The 16,565-nt window shown below is 66.1% G+C and carries 12 protein-coding genes; 6 read left to right on the plus strand and 6 right to left on the minus strand.

Annotated elements, in window-relative coordinates; genetic code table 11:
- The first annotated feature begins 5 nt into the window (after positions 1–5).
- Positions 6–1,922 (plus strand): ATP-dependent zinc metalloprotease FtsH, encoded by a 1,917-nt coding sequence (gene ftsH, locus QW881_RS05355; protein ID WP_315777758.1) that lies wholly within the window; start codon positions 6–8, stop codon positions 1,920–1,922.
- Between the two features lie 215 nt (positions 1,923–2,137).
- On the opposite strand, the gene QW881_RS05360 is transcribed toward ftsH, so the two are convergent.
- Positions 2,138–3,343, minus strand: coding sequence for an alpha/beta hydrolase family protein (locus QW881_RS05360; RefSeq protein WP_316158335.1), 1,206 nt, complete (start codon positions 3,341–3,343; stop codon positions 2,138–2,140).
- A 178-nt stretch (positions 3,344–3,521) separates the two neighbouring features.
- On the opposite strand from QW881_RS05360, the gene QW881_RS05365 reads away from it, so the two are divergent.
- From QW881_RS05365 to QW881_RS05375, 3 genes are all read left to right on the plus strand, one after another.
- Positions 3,522–4,748, plus strand: a complete 1,227-nt coding sequence (locus QW881_RS05365; RefSeq protein WP_316158336.1) for a glycosyltransferase family 87 protein — start codon at positions 3,522–3,524, stop codon at positions 4,746–4,748.
- A gap of 158 nt (positions 4,749–4,906) precedes the next feature.
- A complete protein-coding gene (locus QW881_RS05370) occupies positions 4,907–5,581 on the plus strand; it encodes a helix-turn-helix domain-containing protein (protein ID WP_316158337.1) in 675 nt (224 codons plus the stop codon).
- A gap of 130 nt (positions 5,582–5,711) precedes the next feature.
- Complete coding sequence (locus QW881_RS05375; RefSeq protein ID WP_316158338.1) at positions 5,712–7,325, plus strand: glycosyltransferase family 87 protein; 1,614 nt, start codon at positions 5,712–5,714, stop codon at positions 7,323–7,325.
- Between the two features lie 6 nt (positions 7,326–7,331).
- Here QW881_RS05375 and pyk read toward each other — a convergent pair whose 3' ends face one another.
- Entirely contained in the window at positions 7,332–8,768 is a 1,437-nt protein-coding gene (gene pyk, locus QW881_RS05380; protein WP_315736327.1) for a pyruvate kinase, read from the minus strand.
- Positions 8,765–9,361, minus strand: coding sequence for a DUF1036 domain-containing protein (locus QW881_RS05385; RefSeq protein ID WP_315736328.1), 597 nt, complete (start codon positions 9,359–9,361; stop codon positions 8,765–8,767). The genes pyk and QW881_RS05385 overlap by 4 nt, the downstream gene beginning before the upstream one ends.
- 200 nt (positions 9,362–9,561) lie before the next feature.
- On the opposite strand from QW881_RS05385, the gene QW881_RS05390 reads away from it, so the two are divergent.
- Positions 9,562–9,858, plus strand: coding sequence for a DUF1244 domain-containing protein (locus QW881_RS05390; protein WP_315736329.1), 297 nt, complete (start codon positions 9,562–9,564; stop codon positions 9,856–9,858).
- A gap of 290 nt (positions 9,859–10,148) precedes the next feature.
- Positions 10,149–10,424, plus strand: coding sequence for a DUF2312 domain-containing protein (locus tag QW881_RS05395; RefSeq protein WP_008961835.1), 276 nt, complete (start codon positions 10,149–10,151; stop codon positions 10,422–10,424).
- A 156-nt stretch (positions 10,425–10,580) separates the two neighbouring features.
- Here QW881_RS05395 and QW881_RS05400 read toward each other — a convergent pair whose 3' ends face one another.
- The 3 genes from QW881_RS05400 to QW881_RS05410 all read right to left on the minus strand — a co-directional run bounded on the left by QW881_RS05400 (position 10,581) and on the right by QW881_RS05410 (position 16,445).
- Positions 10,581–12,236, minus strand: coding sequence for a DUF882 domain-containing protein (locus QW881_RS05400; protein ID WP_315756061.1), 1,656 nt, complete (start codon positions 12,234–12,236; stop codon positions 10,581–10,583).
- Positions 12,237–12,507: 271 nt separating this feature from the next.
- Entirely contained in the window at positions 12,508–14,565 is a 2,058-nt protein-coding gene (locus QW881_RS05405) for a murein L,D-transpeptidase (RefSeq protein WP_315756104.1), read from the minus strand.
- Between the two features lie 386 nt (positions 14,566–14,951).
- Positions 14,952–16,445: a sigma-54 dependent transcriptional regulator gene (locus tag QW881_RS05410; protein ID WP_315756062.1), complete on the minus strand. Its 1,494-nt coding sequence runs from the start codon at positions 16,443–16,445 to the stop codon at positions 14,952–14,954.
- Positions 16,446–16,565: the final 120 nt, after the last annotated feature.

A 16,565-nucleotide genomic window follows, 5' to 3' on the forward strand; every position in this document is an offset into this window, starting at 1 on the left:
AATCGATGAACGCCAATCTGCGCAATTTCGCCCTTTGGGTCATTATTGTCCTGTTGCTGTTGGCGCTGTTCACACTCTTCCAGAACCCGGGGCAACGCGCGTCGTCGACCGACATCAACTTCTCGCAGTTGTTGACCGAGGTCGATCAGGGCAATGTGCGCGACGTCGTGATCCAGGGGCCGGAGATTCACGGCACCTTCAAGAACGGCTCGTCGTTCCAGACCTACGCGCCGAGCGATCCGAACCTCGTGAAGCGCCTGTACGACGCCAAGGTCAACATCCAGGCCAAGCCGCCCGGCGACAACGTGCCGTGGTTCGTGTCGCTGCTGGTCTCGTGGCTGCCCTTCATCGCGCTGATCGGCGTCTGGATCTTCCTCTCCCGGCAGATGCAGGGCGGCGCCGGCAAGGCGATGGGCTTCGGCAAGTCGCGCGCCAAGATGCTGACCGAGGCGCACGGTCGGGTGACGTTCGAGGACGTCGCTGGCGTCGACGAGGCCAAGCAGGATCTGCAGGAGATCGTCGAATTCCTGCGCGATCCCGGCAAGTTCCAGCGGCTCGGCGGCCGCATCCCGCGCGGCGTGCTGCTGGTCGGCCCTCCCGGCACCGGCAAGACGCTGATCGCGCGTGCGGTGGCCGGCGAAGCCAACGTGCCGTTCTTCACCATTTCGGGGTCTGACTTCGTCGAGATGTTCGTCGGCGTCGGCGCCAGCCGCGTCCGCGACATGTTCGAGCAGGCCAAGAAGAACGCGCCCTGCATCATCTTCATCGACGAAATCGACGCCGTCGGTCGCCATCGCGGCGCCGGTCTCGGCGGCGGCAATGACGAGCGCGAGCAGACCCTCAATCAGTTGCTGGTCGAGATGGACGGCTTCGAGGCCAACGAGGGCGTGATCCTGATCGCAGCCACCAACCGGCCCGACGTGCTCGATCCTGCCCTGATGCGTCCCGGCCGCTTCGACCGCCAGGTCGTGGTCTCGAACCCGGACATCATCGGCCGCGAGCAGATCCTCAAGGTTCATGTCCGCAAGGTGCCGCTGGCGCCGGACGTCAACCTCAAGACCATCGCCCGCGGCACGCCCGGCTTCTCCGGCGCCGACCTGATGAACCTCGTCAACGAGGCTGCCCTGACCGCCGCTCGCCGCAACAAGCGGATGGTGACGCAGTCCGAGTTCGAGGAGGCCAAGGACAAGGTGCTGATGGGCGCCGAGCGCCGCTCGATGGTCATGACCGAGGAAGAGAAGATGCTGACCGCCTATCACGAGGCGGGACATGCGATCGTCGGCCTCAACGTCCCGAGCCACGACCCGATCCACAAGGCCACCATCATTCCGCGCGGCCGCGCGCTCGGCATGGTGCAGTCGCTGCCCGAGGCCGACCGTCACTCGCATACGCGTGAGTGGTGCGTCTCGAAGCTCGCGATGATGTTCGGCGGCCGCGAGGCCGAGGTGCAGAAGTTCGGTGCGGAGAAGGTGACCAATGGCGCCACCGGCGACATCCAGCAGGCCACCAACCTCGCCCGCGCGATGGTCATGGAATGGGGCATGTCGGACAAGCTCGGCCGCGTGCGCTACCAGAGCAATGAGCAGGAGGTCTTCCTGGGTCATTCGGTGGCGCGCTCGACCAACATCTCCGACGATACCGCCCGCCTGATCGACTCCGAAATTCGCGGCCTGATCGAGGCCGGCGAGCAGGAGGCGCGCCGCATCATCACCGAGAAGCGCGACGACTGGGAAGCGATCGCCCAGGCGCTGCTCGAATACGAGACGCTGACCGGCGAGGAGATCAACGACCTCCTGAAGGGCAAGAAGCCGAACCGCGAATCGGCGGTCGAGCCGTCGACGCCGCGCGCGTCGGCCGTGCCGCCGGCCGGCAAGCCGCGGCCGCGGCCCGATCCAGGCCTGGAGCCGCAGCCCCAGGCGTGAGCCAGGGTTGATATGCAACGGACTTCCGACGGTCAGCCTATCTGATCCGGAAGATCGAGAGCGACGACAGGCCCGGCTTGCAGCCGGGCTTTTCGTTTGTTTGGAGTCGTGCCGGCGGCAGTCCGATTTGCGCGCGGTGGGCGCGCGTTCTGTTTGTCACGTCTTTCGTTGACGGGGTGCCGCGCCGCGGACCGCATCCACCGGCGCCGCGCGCATCACGGCTTGTCGAACCAGGCCTTCCACTGCGGGACGGCGGTGGCGAACGTGCCGCGATGGCTGGTCGGTCCCGTCGACACCGCCTCGACCTTGCTGTTGCCGGCCCCGATCGCCTGCTGGTAGGTCATCGCCAGCCGGCCGAGACCGGTCGAGATCGCCTCGTCGGCCTCGCCGTAATAGTTGCGCACCGGCGTCTTGATGATCCAGCGATAGGCTTGCGTCTGCGCGACCAGGCGGCCGTAGGCCGACGCCGCGAAATACTGCGCATCGAAATAGTCGGGCTTGAGCAGCTCGTGCAGATCGGTCGGGACGTCGGCGACGTTGAAGGGCTCGCGCTCATAGGCCTTGCGGGCGACGTCGTAATAGGTGTCGCTGATCACCGAGCGCGCCAGTCCCGGTACGCTGTAATAGTTCTCGAATGCGAAGGCCGACAGGATGAACAGCGAATTGACCCAGGCGGCGTCGTTCTTGCGCGGGAAGCTGAGGAAGCCGTTGAGCGCCACGGACACGTCGACAGGGGCGCTCGCGGTCGCCGCCGCCGTCACCGGCACGCCGGCGCTTTCGAGCTTCTCCAGAAAGGCCATGGTCACGAAGCCGCCTTGCGACCAGCCGGCGATGTCGAGCCTGGCGCTCGTCAGCTTCATCTGGTCGAGCACGGCGCGGCTCGCCCGCAACATGTCGTAGGTGGCCTGCTGATGACTGGCCTTCACCATGTAGCCTTCCGGCTCGGTCGAGATGCCCATTCCGAAATAGTCGGCGCCGATCAGCAGATAGCCTTGTCCTGCGAACTGCGCGATCATCAGCTGCGTCTCGGGCGACTGCTCCGGAAACGACGGCACCTCCTGCTTTCCGTACACCGTGCCGTGTTGATAGGACACCATCGGCAGGCTGGTCTCGCCGGTCTCGGGCACCGCGAGCAGGCCGCTCGCCGTGATCGGCTTGTTGCCGCGCTCGGGCACGACTGAGGCATAGGTCACGCGATAGAGCCGGACGGCATTGCGCGCGGGGGTGTAGGTCACCGAGACGCCGGCGAATTTCGGCGTATCGACAGTGAGGATGGTGTTCAGCCGGGCGACGTCCCAGCGGGCCAGATATTCATAGCTGACGTCGGAGGAGACACGGACCGGACCCTTGTCCTGGGCGCGGCTTGCGGCCGGCCAAATGGCGCAAACGAGCAGCGCGATGAGGGCGCGATAAACGAACATGGGATCTCCCCGGCCTGCCGCCGTTGGTTGCATTCGGACCCCTGCGATACAGATCGCACGTAAACAATCGGTGCGGCGCCGGCGGCCGGACGCCATCGCCCGCGCTTAAGCCTTCTTCAAGCGTCCGCGCCTATGTCTCGATCGGGAATGCATCCATGCAGCGCGGGGCGAGGTCCAGATGGCTGACAATCCTGATGCCGCCGCGATGCCATCGCAGCGTCGTGACGTTCCGCTCGGCCTGTTCGCGGCCTGCTTCGCGCTCGCCTGCATCAACGCCTCGTTCTTTCCGGCCGGGCTGTGGTCGGGCACCTGGATCTGGGACCAGGCGGGTCTCGGCATTCCCACCGATTTCGTCAATGTCTGGGCGGCCGGCAAGCTGGCGCTGCAGGGACATCCGGCGCTGGCCTGGGACTGGGACGTGCAGCGCCAGGTCGAGCTCGACCTGCTGCGGCAGGATTTCCCGGGCTACTTTGCCTGGCACTATCCGCCGCCGTTCCTGTTCGTCGCAGCGTTCCTGGCGCAGTTTCCCTACACGCTCGCCTTCGTCGGCTGGGTCTATGCCAGCTTTGTTCCCTATGCGCTCGCGATGCGCGCGATCGTCGGCCGCGGCTTCGGCCTGCTGCTCGCAGCCGGCTTTCCGGCCCTGTTCTCGAACGCGCTGGTCGGGCAGAACGGATGCCTCACTGCCGCGCTCGTCGGCGGCACGCTCTATCTGCTGCCGGTGCGGCCGGTGCTGGCGGGGATCTGTCTCGGGCTCCTGACCTACAAGCCGCAATATGGCCTGCTCTTCCCGATCGTGCTGATCGCCACCCAGCGCTGGACAGCCTTCGTTTCGGCGAGCGTCACCGCGATCGTGCTGGCGCTGCTGTCATGGCTCGCCTTCGGGCTGGAGAGCTGGCAGGCCTTCTTGCATTGGCTGCCGATGTTCTCGCAGGCGTTCCTGACCGAGGGCAAGGCGACCTGGTGGAAGCTGCAGAGCCTGTTTTCGCTCGTGCGCTATTTCGGCGGCTCGGAAGCGCTCGGCTGGACCTTCCAATGGGTGCTGACCGCAGCCGTTGCGGTCGTGCTGGTGACGCTGTGGCGCAGCCCGGTGCGCTACGCGCTGAAGGCGGCGGCGCTGGCCGTCGGGCTGCTGCTGACGACGCCCTATTTGTTCATGTACGACATGATGGTTCAGGCCATCGCGGTGGCATGGCTGGTGCGGATCGGCCTCGCCGAGGGCTTTCGCCGCTACGAACTCCCCGCGCTCGGCGGCATCGCGGCGCTTCAGATCACGTTCATGCTGTCGGGGATTCCGCTCGGGCTTGCGGCCAATCTGATCCTGGCCGGCCTGGTGCTGGCGCGCGCCGGCTCGTGGTGGCGTCGGCAGCCGGCGCCCGCCGCGGCGGCGCTCGCGAGCGCCTGACACACTGGTTGGGGCCGGGCAGGGTCATGATTTCCCTTGTCTTCCTTCGTGAACAAGTGTTCAGTTCTTCCCAGCCATTTGTGAGGTCGATCCTCCAAAAACACTGAACCAGCGTTCGCCGGGTTCCCTGGACGAGCGCGTCCGGGACGAGAAACGCCATGGTCTATCGGCGAACCCATCAGGTCGTGAAGCGGCTCGCGGCTCGCCGCAGCGCGATCCTGGCTGCCGCCCGCGAAACCGCCGCGGAAGGCGGCATGTCTGCCGTCCAGATCGCCCCGGTGGCGATCCGGGCCAATGTCGCCGCCGGCACCGTCTATCGCTACTTTCCCTCCAAGGCGGATCTGATCTCGGAGCTGATCGCGGAAGTCTCGCGCGATGAGCTCGCCGCCGTCCGGCGCGCCGCCGATGCCGCGCCCGGTCCATCCTCAGCGCTGGCTGCCGCGGTGTCCACGGTCGCAGTGCACATCCTGTCGCAGCGCAAGCTCGCCTGGGGCATCTTGGCCGAGCCCGTCGACGTCGACGTGACGGCGTCACGGATCGCGAGCCGCCGCGAGATCGTCGGCGAGATCGCCTCACGGATCGATGCGGCCGTCCGTGCCGGCCACCTTCCGGCGCAGGACACCCAGTTGGCCGCGACCGCGCTGCTCGGCGCGCTGCACGAGGCGCTGGTGGGGCCGCTGGCGACCCAGAATCCCAACGACCCCGCCAAGCTCCGCGACACCGTTCAGGCGGTCACCCTGCTGGCGCTGCGCGCGGTCGGCGTCATGGATGCGCGTGCGCGCGGTCTCGTCGTGCAGGCCGTGCTGCCGGTCAGGAGCTTGGTCGGCGCGTAGTCAGCGCCACCATGCTTTACCCTTCGGACGCAAGGCCTCGCTTAAGCAAGGATTCACCCGTCGCGGCGATGGTGAGGCTGGCGTGCCGCGAGAGCACCGCCTTGCCCCACTCCAGGTGCCTCCTCAGACGATGTCGATTGCACGCAACCCTCTGGCGACGCGCCTCGTCATCGCCGGATCGGCCGCCGCCGGCGCTGTCTATGCATATCTCGCCGGCGAGGACATCAACTGGGACTGGCAGAACTATCACGACTATGCCGGCTTCGCGCTGCTGCATGGCCGCTTCGACATCGACGTCGCGCCTGGCGGCTTTCAGAGCTTCCTCAATCCGCTGATCTACCTGCTGCCTTACGCGGTCCGCCACGGGCTCGATGCGCCGTGGTGGGGCGTCGCGCTGGGCGCGCTGCACGGCCTCAATCTCGCGCTGGTCTATTGGGTTGCGCGCGTGCTGCTCCGGCGCGCGGCTGACGCGTTCACGCTCAGCGCCGCGCTCATCATCGCCGCCCTCAGTCCGATGGCGCTGTCCGAGGTCGGCACCAGCTTCGCCGACATTCTCACGACCATTCCGATCCTCGCCGGCATCGCGCTGATCTTCGGGGAGGATGATGAGCGCGGCCGCCGTTTCGTCGCCGCGGGCCTGCTGATCGGCGCGGCCACGGGATTGAAGCTCACCAATGCGACGTTTCTGGTCGGAGCGGGCGTGTCGCTGCTGCTGGTGGCGCGGCCGTGGCGCGCGATCGTCGCATTCGGCGCGGGCAGTTCGGCCGGCGTGATTGTGACCGCGGGGCCGTGGGCGCTGAAGATGGCGCGCGACTACGGCAGCCCGCTGTTTCCGTTCTACAACACGATCTTCCGCTCGCCCGAAGCGCCGCAGGCCTCGATCGTCGATACGCGCTTCATGCCGCAGGGACTGCTCGATGCGCTCGCCTATCCGTTCTACTGGGTGATCGGCAAGCATCCCTCGTCGGAATGGCCGTTCCGCGATCCGCGTTTCGCCGTCGTGATCGTGCTGCTCATCGCGCTGATCGTCACCGGCCTGTGGCAGCGGCGTGAAGTGTTGCCGCTGCGCGACCGGCGCCTCCTGATCTTCTTCTGGCTCAGCTACGTTCTGTGGGTGCTGGCCTTCTCGATCCAGCGCTATCTGATGCCGCTCGAGCTGTTGTCGGCGCCGCTGATCGTGCTGCTGCTCATCCGCCTGGTCGATGCTTGGCGTGCAGACGCTGGGCCGGTCGCGTCACCATCGCGGCGGATGACGCAGGCCGTCACGGTGATGGCCGCGCTCGGCATCGCGCTGGCGTCGCAGCCGACCGACTGGATGCGGCGGCCATGGTCCGATCCCTACCGGCCGCAGCTCGCGGCGGACCTGCAACGTCCCGCGACGTTCCTGCTGCTGCAGAAGCCGCTCGGCTACGTCACGTCGTTCCTGCCACAGGGCTCGCGCGTCTATCAGTTGTCGGAGCTCGTGGTGCCGATCGTGCCCGGCGGCGTGCTGGACCGCCGGGTTCGCAACGGCCTGGCCAATCCGCTGCCGGGAGGCGTGTGGGCGCTGTATTTCTCCAAGAGCCCGGCCGACAACCCGCCGCGGCTCGAGGTGCTTGCGGACTATGATCTCCAGATCGATGCGTCGCGCGGCTGCGAGCGCATCCCCGGCGCCGCCGGCATTGCCATCGAGGCCTGTCCGGTGATCGCGCGGGCCAAGCCCCCGTCCACGGCCGGACTGGGCGCGATCGATAGGACCCAATAGGTCGTCTCAGATATGGGCGTCGCTCGACGGCCCGACATAGGCGATGCGCACCATGTTCGTGGTGCCGGGTGTGCCGAGCGGCACGCCGGCGACGATGATGACGCGCTGTCCGGCGCGGACGAAGCCGTCGCGGAAGGCAATCGAGCCGGCGCGCTCGACCATGTCGTCCTGGTCGCGCGCGTCCTCGGCCACCACGCAGTGCACGCCCCACACGACCGACAGGCGGCGTCCGGTTGCCAGGTTCGGGGTGATCGCGACCACCGGCGGCTTCGGCCGCTCGCGCGCGACGCGGATCGCGGTGGAGCCGGACGAGGTCCAGCAGATGATCGTAGGAAGATCGAGATTTTCGGCGATCCGGCGTGCGGCTTCGGCGATCGCATCGCCTGCGGTCGATTCCGGCTCGGGGCGCTGCGCCGCGATCACCGAGCGATAGACCACGTCGCGCTCGACCTCCTCGCCAATGCGGTTCATGGTCGAGACCGCCTCAACCGGGTATTTGCCGGCGGCCGACTCGGCCGACAGCATGATCGCGTCGGCGCCTTCATAGACCGCAGTGGCGACGTCGGAGACCTCGGCGCGCGTCGGCACCGGCGACTGGATCATCGATTCCAGCATCTGTGTCGCGACCACCACCGGCTTGCCGGCGCGGCGCGCCAGCCGCGTCATCTGCTTCTGCAGGCCGGGCACGCGCTCTAGCGGCAGCTCGACGCCAAGGTCGCCGCGCGCCACCATCAAAGCATCGGAGACGTCGACGATGTCGTTGAGCCGGTCGATCGCCTGCGGCTTCTCGATCTTCGACATCACGGCGGCGCGGCCGCGGATGATCTTCTTGGCTTCCAGCACGTCGTCGGCGCGCTGCACGAAGGACAGCGCGATCCAGTCGATGCCGATGTTCAAGGCTGCATCGAGGTCGGCCCGGTCCTTCGGCGTCATCGCCGAGACCGGCAGGTCGGTGTCCGGTAGGCTCACGCCCTTGCGGTCGGACATCTTGCCGCCGATCACGACCCGGGTGACGGCGCGGGTCGGCGAGGTCTCCTCGGCGATCAGCCGCACCTTGCCGTCATCCAGCAGCAGCGCATGTCCCGGCTGCAGGGCGGCCAGGATTTCCGGATGCGGCAGATGGACCCGCGTCGCATCGCCCGGTGTCTTGTCGGAATCGAGCACGAAGCTCTGGCCGTTGTTGAGCTGAACCGGGCCGTCGGCGAAGGTGCCGAGCCTGAGCTTCGGACCCTGAAGATCGACCAGAATGCCGATCGGGCGGCCGTAGCTCGCTTCGACGCTGCGGATCGTCGTCACCAGCTCCCGCAGCTTGTCGTGCGGGGTGTGGCTCATGTTGATCCTGAATATGTCGGCCCCGGCCTCGAACAGCTTACGAATCATCGCGCTGTCCGAGGAGGCGGGGCCGAGCGTCGCGAGGATCTTGATGCGTCGCAGCCGCCTCATGGCTTGGGTGCTTGCCCTGGCGGCAGGGCCGGTGCGGCTGCCGGCGGCGCACCTTGCGGCCCATTGGGTAGACCTGGAACGTTGCCTCCGGGTCCCAACGTACCGGGAATTCCGGGCACGCGCTGCTGCGCCGGCTGCTCATTGGCCTCCGTGAGCTGCACCGTCCAGGCGCGCTGGTCGCCGGTGTCGACCTCGAAGAAGCCGGTGCGGTCGAAGCCGCGAGCCAGGCAATTGTCGGTGCCCTTGATGGTGAATTCCTTGTCGCGCGAGCACATGAAGGCCTGTCCCGACCATTCACCGCCGCGGTCATAGTCGAGCGCGTAGATGTAATAATAGCGCGCCACCAGCGTGCCCTTGAGAAGGGTCTCGCAGCTGCGTGACGACACGTTCCACCAGCCCTCCGTGGTCCAGCCTTCGGCGTCCTTGTAGCCGAGGGCGATCCCGACTCGGCTGGAGGTATTGTTGCAGAGCCGGAAATCGGCGGCCGCCGGAGTGGACGACAGACAGAGCGCGGCCAGCCCAAGCAGCGAAAGCAGTCCGTAGCCAGGGCGGAAGGGATTGCGATGCAGGAGAGAGGAGATTTTGGGGATCATTGCGCGACGCTATATCAACCGTTGAACGATGTCGCTGGGCTTGGCTGCGGCTGTCAACGCCATGACGATCTCGTGCGAAGCCGCTGCGATCCAGCGCCTCGCTCCTCCTGACCGCGCTGCGATATGGCCAAATCTGCGACGAAGCCTCATTATATAGCAGACATCCGTTATGGCGCGGAACAGGGAACAAAGAGATGACGATGGACAGCACCACCCGGACCGAACTCGAAGCCGCCGCCTTTCGCCGGCTCGTCGAGCATCTGCGGACCAGAACCGACGTTCAGAACATCGATCTGATGAATCTGGCGGGGTTCTGCCGCAACTGCCTCTCCAACTGGCTGAAGGACGCCGCCGACGCCCAGGGGGCGCCGATGACCAAGGACGAGAGCCGCGAGGCGGTCTATGGCATGCCTTACGAGGAATGGAAGGCGAAGTACCAGCGCGAGGCCAGCGCCGAGCAGCGCGAAGCCTTCAAGAAGGCGCATCCGGGCCACTGATTCCGAAACGAGCGCGCAGGAGACGCGCTTTGTTGCCTTTCGCGCGCGAGCCCAGACTTGGCAGAGGCTTCGAAGGCGAATCGGGTCCTGCGCAGGATGGCGACGAAACACAAGTGGCGCGGCCGGCTTGCGTAGGCTTCACGCTGCGCAGGCCAACAAGATGTGGGCCGCTCTGTGGATGAGGGCGATGTCGCCTTGACGCGGGGCACGCCAGATTTGAGGGTCGCGGCGAACATGTAGCGCCCTTTGGCGCCTTCCTTGGACACACGAGTTCCACTCAGGAGTATCAGATGGCCACCTCCGCCGCCGCGAAGGACGACGACTCGCCCGCGACCCGCTTTGCCGTAGACCAGCTCAAGTCGATTATCGAGCGGATCGAGCGTCTCGAGGAGGAGAAGAAGGCGATCTCCGAAGACATCAAGGACGTCTACGCCGAGAGCAAGGGCAATGGCTTCGACGTCAAGGCGCTGCGCACGATCATTCGGCTGCGCAAGCAGGACCCGAACGAGCGCCAGGAAGAGGAAAGCATCCTCGAGACCTATATGCAGGCGCTCGGAATGATCTGAGCAGCCGGCCTCGCTCACCCGGACACCCGGAGGAGACCTCGGCTGCCCCTGACGGGGGATTCGCTTTCTCCCGATTCGCGCCGGCGGCATGCGGCCATCGACGCTGCACTCCAGCTCGTCAATGCTGAGGAGAACGACGAACCGGCTGTCGCGGTGTCAGCGCAAGGCTGCCGCGCGCATGGCGAAGGATTTGGTTTCGAGCTTGATGATCGCCGGCCCTGTGAACTGATCGTAGCTTAGTCCCGGAGTCGGCTCGGCGGTGAAGCTCATCGCCAGCGCGACCTGCGGCTTGACGAAATAGCTGCGCATCACGGTGAGGTCCACGTCGCCCATTTTCGTCACGGACATCGATGACGATGCGCTCGGCGTCAGCATGATAGCCCGCATCCAGGTCGAATCGGGACCCTTGGCCGCCGAGATTCGCGTCGCCATCGTGATGGCGCCGTCCTGGCCTTGGCCGTTCTTCGCGGCCGCCGGGGCGGCCTCAGGCACCGGCGCGACGCTGCGGGTCGCCGGGCGGGAGTTTCGCACCGGGATGGGGGCGGTGGAGGCGACATTGGCGCGATCGAGCGGAGAGGAGGCCGGGGGTGCGAAGGCCATGGCCTGCATCAGGCTCGCGGTCTGCTGCTGATCGATCGATGACAGCGCACGGCGCGCCGTGATCGCGGCAACCTGCTCGGGGGTGGCCTGCTTCGGCGTGCCGGGATTGTCACCCCAGAAGCCGCGCGAATTGATGATGTCGGCGACGCTCTGCGGCGCGCCGTCCCTGGATTTGCTGCCGACGGCGCTTGTCGTTTCGGACTTCGTCTCGGGCTTGGTCGCCGCGGGCTGAGCGGCAGATTGCGCATCCGCGGAGGCCAACTGCAGGGCATTGGCAATCTTGCCGCGCGTGGTGGCGGCTTTGCTGTCCACCGATCGCTCGACGGTCCGGCCGTCCTTGTCGGAGCTCTTGTCAGCCGGCTTCGCGGCGAGTGCCGCGGTCTGGACCGGCTTGGCGTCGGCCTTGCTCTCGCTCTCGCCAGACTCCTCGTCATCCTCGCTCGGACGACCGCGGAACAGCCGTGCAAACAGGTTGGGGCGGCTGGACGACGCGTCATCGCCATTGCCGCGTTTCTCGATCTCAGCCTTGGCCAGCTCATAGCCCTTGAGCGGAACGCCGTTGCTCGGCACGTGAACGGTCTTGCCGTCCGGGAACACGCGGGCGAGCTGGTCAGCCGTCATCCGCGGCCAGTGCCGGATGTTGCCGGTGTCGAGGTGCACGAAGGGCGAGCCGGAAGTCGGGTAGAAGCCGACGCCGCCGCGCTGCAGGCGCAGTCCGGCGAAGCGGATCTGCTCCAGTGGCACGTTGGGAATGTAGAAATCCATCGCGTGGCCCAGCATGTGCTGGCTGTGCCGCGCCACCCCGGAATGCGCCGAGCGGCGGCGCAGCATCGAGTTGGTGGCGGGCGACCGGTACGACGAGATGATCTGGATCGGCTGCTTGGCGTCGACGTCGCGATAGACCTCCCAGAGGATGTCGAACAGGCGGCGGTCCATGACCGTCTCGTCCTGGGTACGCCAGTCGCGGAGGAAGTGATTGAGCTTCTTCAGCGCGTCTTCGTCATAGCGGCCCTCGCGCTTGAAGGTGACCGTCAGGTCCTCGCCGGAATGGGTGTGGTGGAAGGAGAGGGTGTGGGTTTCATTCAGCGCCGCTGCGTCATGCACCGAGCCGGCGCCGATGAGCAGCAGCAGCGCCGCCAGCCCGCATTGGCATCCAGCCTTCCAACCCGCCCTCGTGAGCGAAACAGATTGGCGCGCGAAAACAGACAGCAAGATGCAGCCCACCCCGTCGACGAGCGTTTACTCGATTACCCTCTTGCGGCCCGTCCGGCGGAAGAGAGAGGAAACGCTTACCTAAGGCGGGATGGTTAAAGGATACTGACCGACCCGCCCCCCAATTACCCTTAACATATACTCTTGAGTGTGGCGAAAAAGAGCCATCGAATCTTGGTCGATCATTGTGGTTAACCTAAAGCAAAGGCCCCGCCGATCGGCGAGGCCTTTGATCTCAAAATGGAAATTTTGACCGTGATCGGCGGCCTGATCAGCGGGTGAAGACCCGCCGGGCAGGGCGGCCGACCGGCGCCGGCGGCGTCGGCTGGCCACCGCCGCCGAACAGGCGCTCGAAGAAGTTCGGGCCGGAGGAGAAGCTGTTGTCGCTGATGTTGACCGAGTTCGGCAGCGGCCCCTTCGGACGCGCGTAGCTCGGTTGGGCGTGGGCGACGACGTTCTCGAGATCCTTGCCGCGGTTGTTCTTCAGGATCGAGATCATGGTCGCGTCGCGGCCATAGATGTCCTTGCGGAATTGCAGCTTGCCGGCATCGTCGACGAAGGCGGTCTGGTAGGTGATGTTGACCGGGATCGGCGTCGGGAATTTCAGATCGATCTCGCTGCGGCCGTACATGCTGCGGATGCGCTCGGGCGTGTAGCGCTCGTTCGGCATGGTGATGTTGAGCAGGACCGACGCGTACTGATCCGGATACTGCACGCGCATGCAGCCATGGCTGAAGGCGCGCTCATCACGGGCGAACAGGTTCTTGTCCGGCGTGTCGTGCTGATAGACCAGGAACTTGTTCGGGAAATTGAAGCGGATGCGGCCGAGCGCGTTGGCCTCGCCCGGCGGCTGCGAGATGTGGATCGAGCCGTCGCGCGCGCGCTCCAGCCGCAGGCCCATGCGGTCGAGCACGGTCGGATCCTGCTGCAACGCCGGCAGATACTCGTTGTAGATGATCGACGGCGGCACGTTCCAGGTCGGATTGACCGTGATGAACTTCATCGTCTCGCTGAGCAACGGCGTCGCATGCTGCCCCGGCTTGCCGGTCACCACGCGGGTGCTCCACACCTGCGCGCCGTGCTGCATCACTTTCAGCGTGTAGTCGGGAATGTTGAGGATCACATAAGCGTCGCCGATCGCGGGCGCGCCGAGGTCGCGCGGCAGCCAGCGCCAGCGTTCCATGTTGACGAGGACCGTATCGATCTGCTTGTCGCGCTTGGGCGTGTTCAGCGCCTTCACGGTGCGGTCGTCGAGCACCCCGGTCGGCTTGAGGTCGACGCTTTCCTGGAACTTGCGGACGGCGGCGGCGACCTTGGCGTCATAGCGGATGTCGTCGGCGTTCTCGGTGATGCCGAGCTTGGCGCGCAGCTTGGGCACGCGCGGGTCGGACATCTGCGCCTCGGCCTCCGGCGCATTCTTGCCGCGGGCAGGGGCGTATTTCAGCGGCTGGCCGTCGTCGATGATAACAGGCGCGCCGTCGCTGACGCCGCGCAGCTCGGCGAGCTTGGCCTTCAGCAGCTTGTAGAGCTTGTGCGGCGGGTTGTAGCTCTCCAGCGCCGCGGAGGCATCCTTTGCGCCGGTGACGTTGGCCAGCACCTCGTTCGGATCGACCGGATGCTCGGGATATTGGATATCCGCTGAGACCTGCGACCAGTGCATGCGGCCGCTCTGCGCCTGGCGCGCGTAGTCCATTATGCTCTCGGTGAGTCTGAGATCCGCCTCCGCCAGCGCGTCCGGTGCGGAGGCTGCGGCTGCGAAATCCGGCACCGGATAGTCGCCGGGATTGAGGCCATCGGCTGCTGCATCCCTGAGACGGGCGATGACGCCCTTCGCGGCGGCTGTCAGATTGCCGCCCTGGGTCCAGATCGGCGCGTAGTCGCGGCCGGTGTAGAATTTCTCGACGGCGGCGCGTTCGGCCTTGCGGTCGAAATACCTTGTCGCCTTGCTCGCCATCAGGTCGCGCAGACGGTCGGCAATGGGCTGGTCGGCGGCGGGAACGGTGCTGGCGGCCTTGACCGGCTCTGGGACTGTCGCGGTCGCAGGGGCCGCTGCCGGCGGCGTGGCGACGGTCTTGGCGGGATCGGCCGCAGGCGCCGCGGCAGAGTCGAGCGGCTTGGTCGTCGTCTCGGGCGACTTGGCCTGGTCGGGCGACACGGTGGCGGTGGTGTCGAGTTTGAAGTCGCTGGCGGTCGGCGGCGGCACGTTGGCCGGCTCGGGGAACGGGATCGCCGCATCGATGGCGAGCTCGGCCGCGCTGTTGCGGGGCGGATCGTTCTGGGCGAAAGCAGAGGTCGAGGACACCGCGAGGAAAGTCGCCGCGACAGCCATGAGCACGCGGTCATATCCGCCACGGGTGGTCACACAATCTCGCATCATCAATCCCTCGGATGATCTGTCCCGGCTGGAACAGGGGTAACAAGGTCGATCCGCCAGCTTCGGCGCGGGTACCGCCTGTGAGGATGGTTCACATTTGCACGCAATGATTCACGCCCAAACGATACTCAAGCCCCATTTCTGCGGCCAGCGCCACACGGGACAACTCACGACAAACTGACTCTTGGGAAACCCCGGCCAAACCGATCGTGCGTTTGTGCCACGCGTTATTTCCTTTGTCTGTCACCGCAAGGCAACGGTTCAGATGTTCCAGTGTTGCCAAGACTTGCGGCCTTTTTCAGACGACAGCCAAGCGCAACCATGGTGCGGATCCGAGCGGCTCAGCCGAGCGGCGGGCTTTCCGTCGTGGGGGTCTCGTCATTGGCTTCGTCGAGCTTGCGGTAGAGCGTCGAGCGTCCGATTTTGAGGCGGCGCGCCACCTCCGACATCTGGCCGCGGTAATGGGCGATGGCGAAACGGATGATCTCATGCTCCATCTCCTCGAGCGGCCGCACCTCGCCGCTTGCGGTGAGCAGCGGCAGGAACCCATGCGAGGGCAGGGGGGCAATGGGGACTTCACTCCCCGGCACCATCGCAGGCAGGGGAGGAACGGGCCGCTCCACGGTGAGGGCCGGCGCAGGCTCCACCGGCGGTGCGTGGGTGGGAATCAGTGGAAAATCGGCCACGCCGAGCTGGTCACTCTCGCCCATGACGACGGCGCGGTAGACCGCGTTTTCCAACTGGCGGATATTGCCGGGCCAGTCGAGCTTGGTCAGATAGGCGACGGCCTCGCCGGCGATGCCCGAAATGGCGCGGTTCTCCTCGGCCGCGAACCGCGCGAGGAAATGCCGCAACAAATGCGGGATGTCCTCGCGGCGGGTGCGCAGCGGCGGAACGGTGAGCGGCAGCACATGCAGCCGGTAGAACAGATCCTCGCGGAAGTGGCCTTCCTTGACGCGGTCGAGCAGCCTGCGATTGGTCGCCGAGATGATGCGCACGTCGACCTTGACCGGCTTGCGGCCGCCGACGGCTTCCACGGCGCCCTCCTGCAGGGCGCGCAGCAGCTTGACCTGGGCGGTGAGCGGCAGCTCCGAGACCTCATCGAGGAACAGCGTGCCGCCATGGGCTTCGACGAACTTGCCCATGTGACGCTCGGTCGCGCCGGTGAATGCGCCCTTCTCGTGACCGAACAGGATCGATTCCACCAGATTGTCCGGGATCGCGCCGCAATTGACGGCAACGAACGGTTTCGTCTTGCGCTCGCTGGTGCCGTGGATGGCGCGGGCGAACAGCTCCTTGCCGACGCCTGATTCGCCTTCGATCAGCACCGGGATCGACGAGGCCGCGGCCTTCTCGGCGATGCGCAGGATCGGCGCCATCGTCTCCGCGCGGGTGATGATGTCGGCGAAGGTCAGGCGCCCTTCGCGGCTGTGCCGGATGCGCTGCAACTCGCCCTTCAAGGCCGAGGTATTGAGCGCATTACGCAACGAGACCTGGAGCCGCTCGATGCCGACCGGCTTGACGACGAAGTCCTGCGCGCCGGCGCGCATTGCGGAGACGACGTTGTCGATGCCGCCATGCGCGGTCTGCACGATCACGGGTATCGAGATCCCCATCTCGCGCATCTTGGAGAGGACACCCATGCCGTCGAGGCCGGGCATCACGAGATCGAGCACGATGGCGTCGATGGGGCCGGTATCAGGATTCGTCAGCTTCTCGATGACGGCATCGCCGGTCTCGACGACGACCGCCTCGTAGCCGCATTTCTGAACCATGTTCTCCACCAGCCGGCGCTGGACCGGATCATCATCGGCAATCAAAATGCTGGCAGCCATGGCTTTCCTTGCACGCTACGACTATCTGTCTCGAATCGGGGCACTCTCGCCGACGCCGATTAACGCAACCTTAAACCTCGCTGATCGGGATACACGTTCGAACAACAGGTTACCCATCCG

Origin of the sequence: Bradyrhizobium sp. SZCCHNS3016, from assembly GCF_032484535.1 — a bacterium.
GTDB lineage: Bacteria > Pseudomonadota > Alphaproteobacteria > Rhizobiales > Xanthobacteraceae > Bradyrhizobium.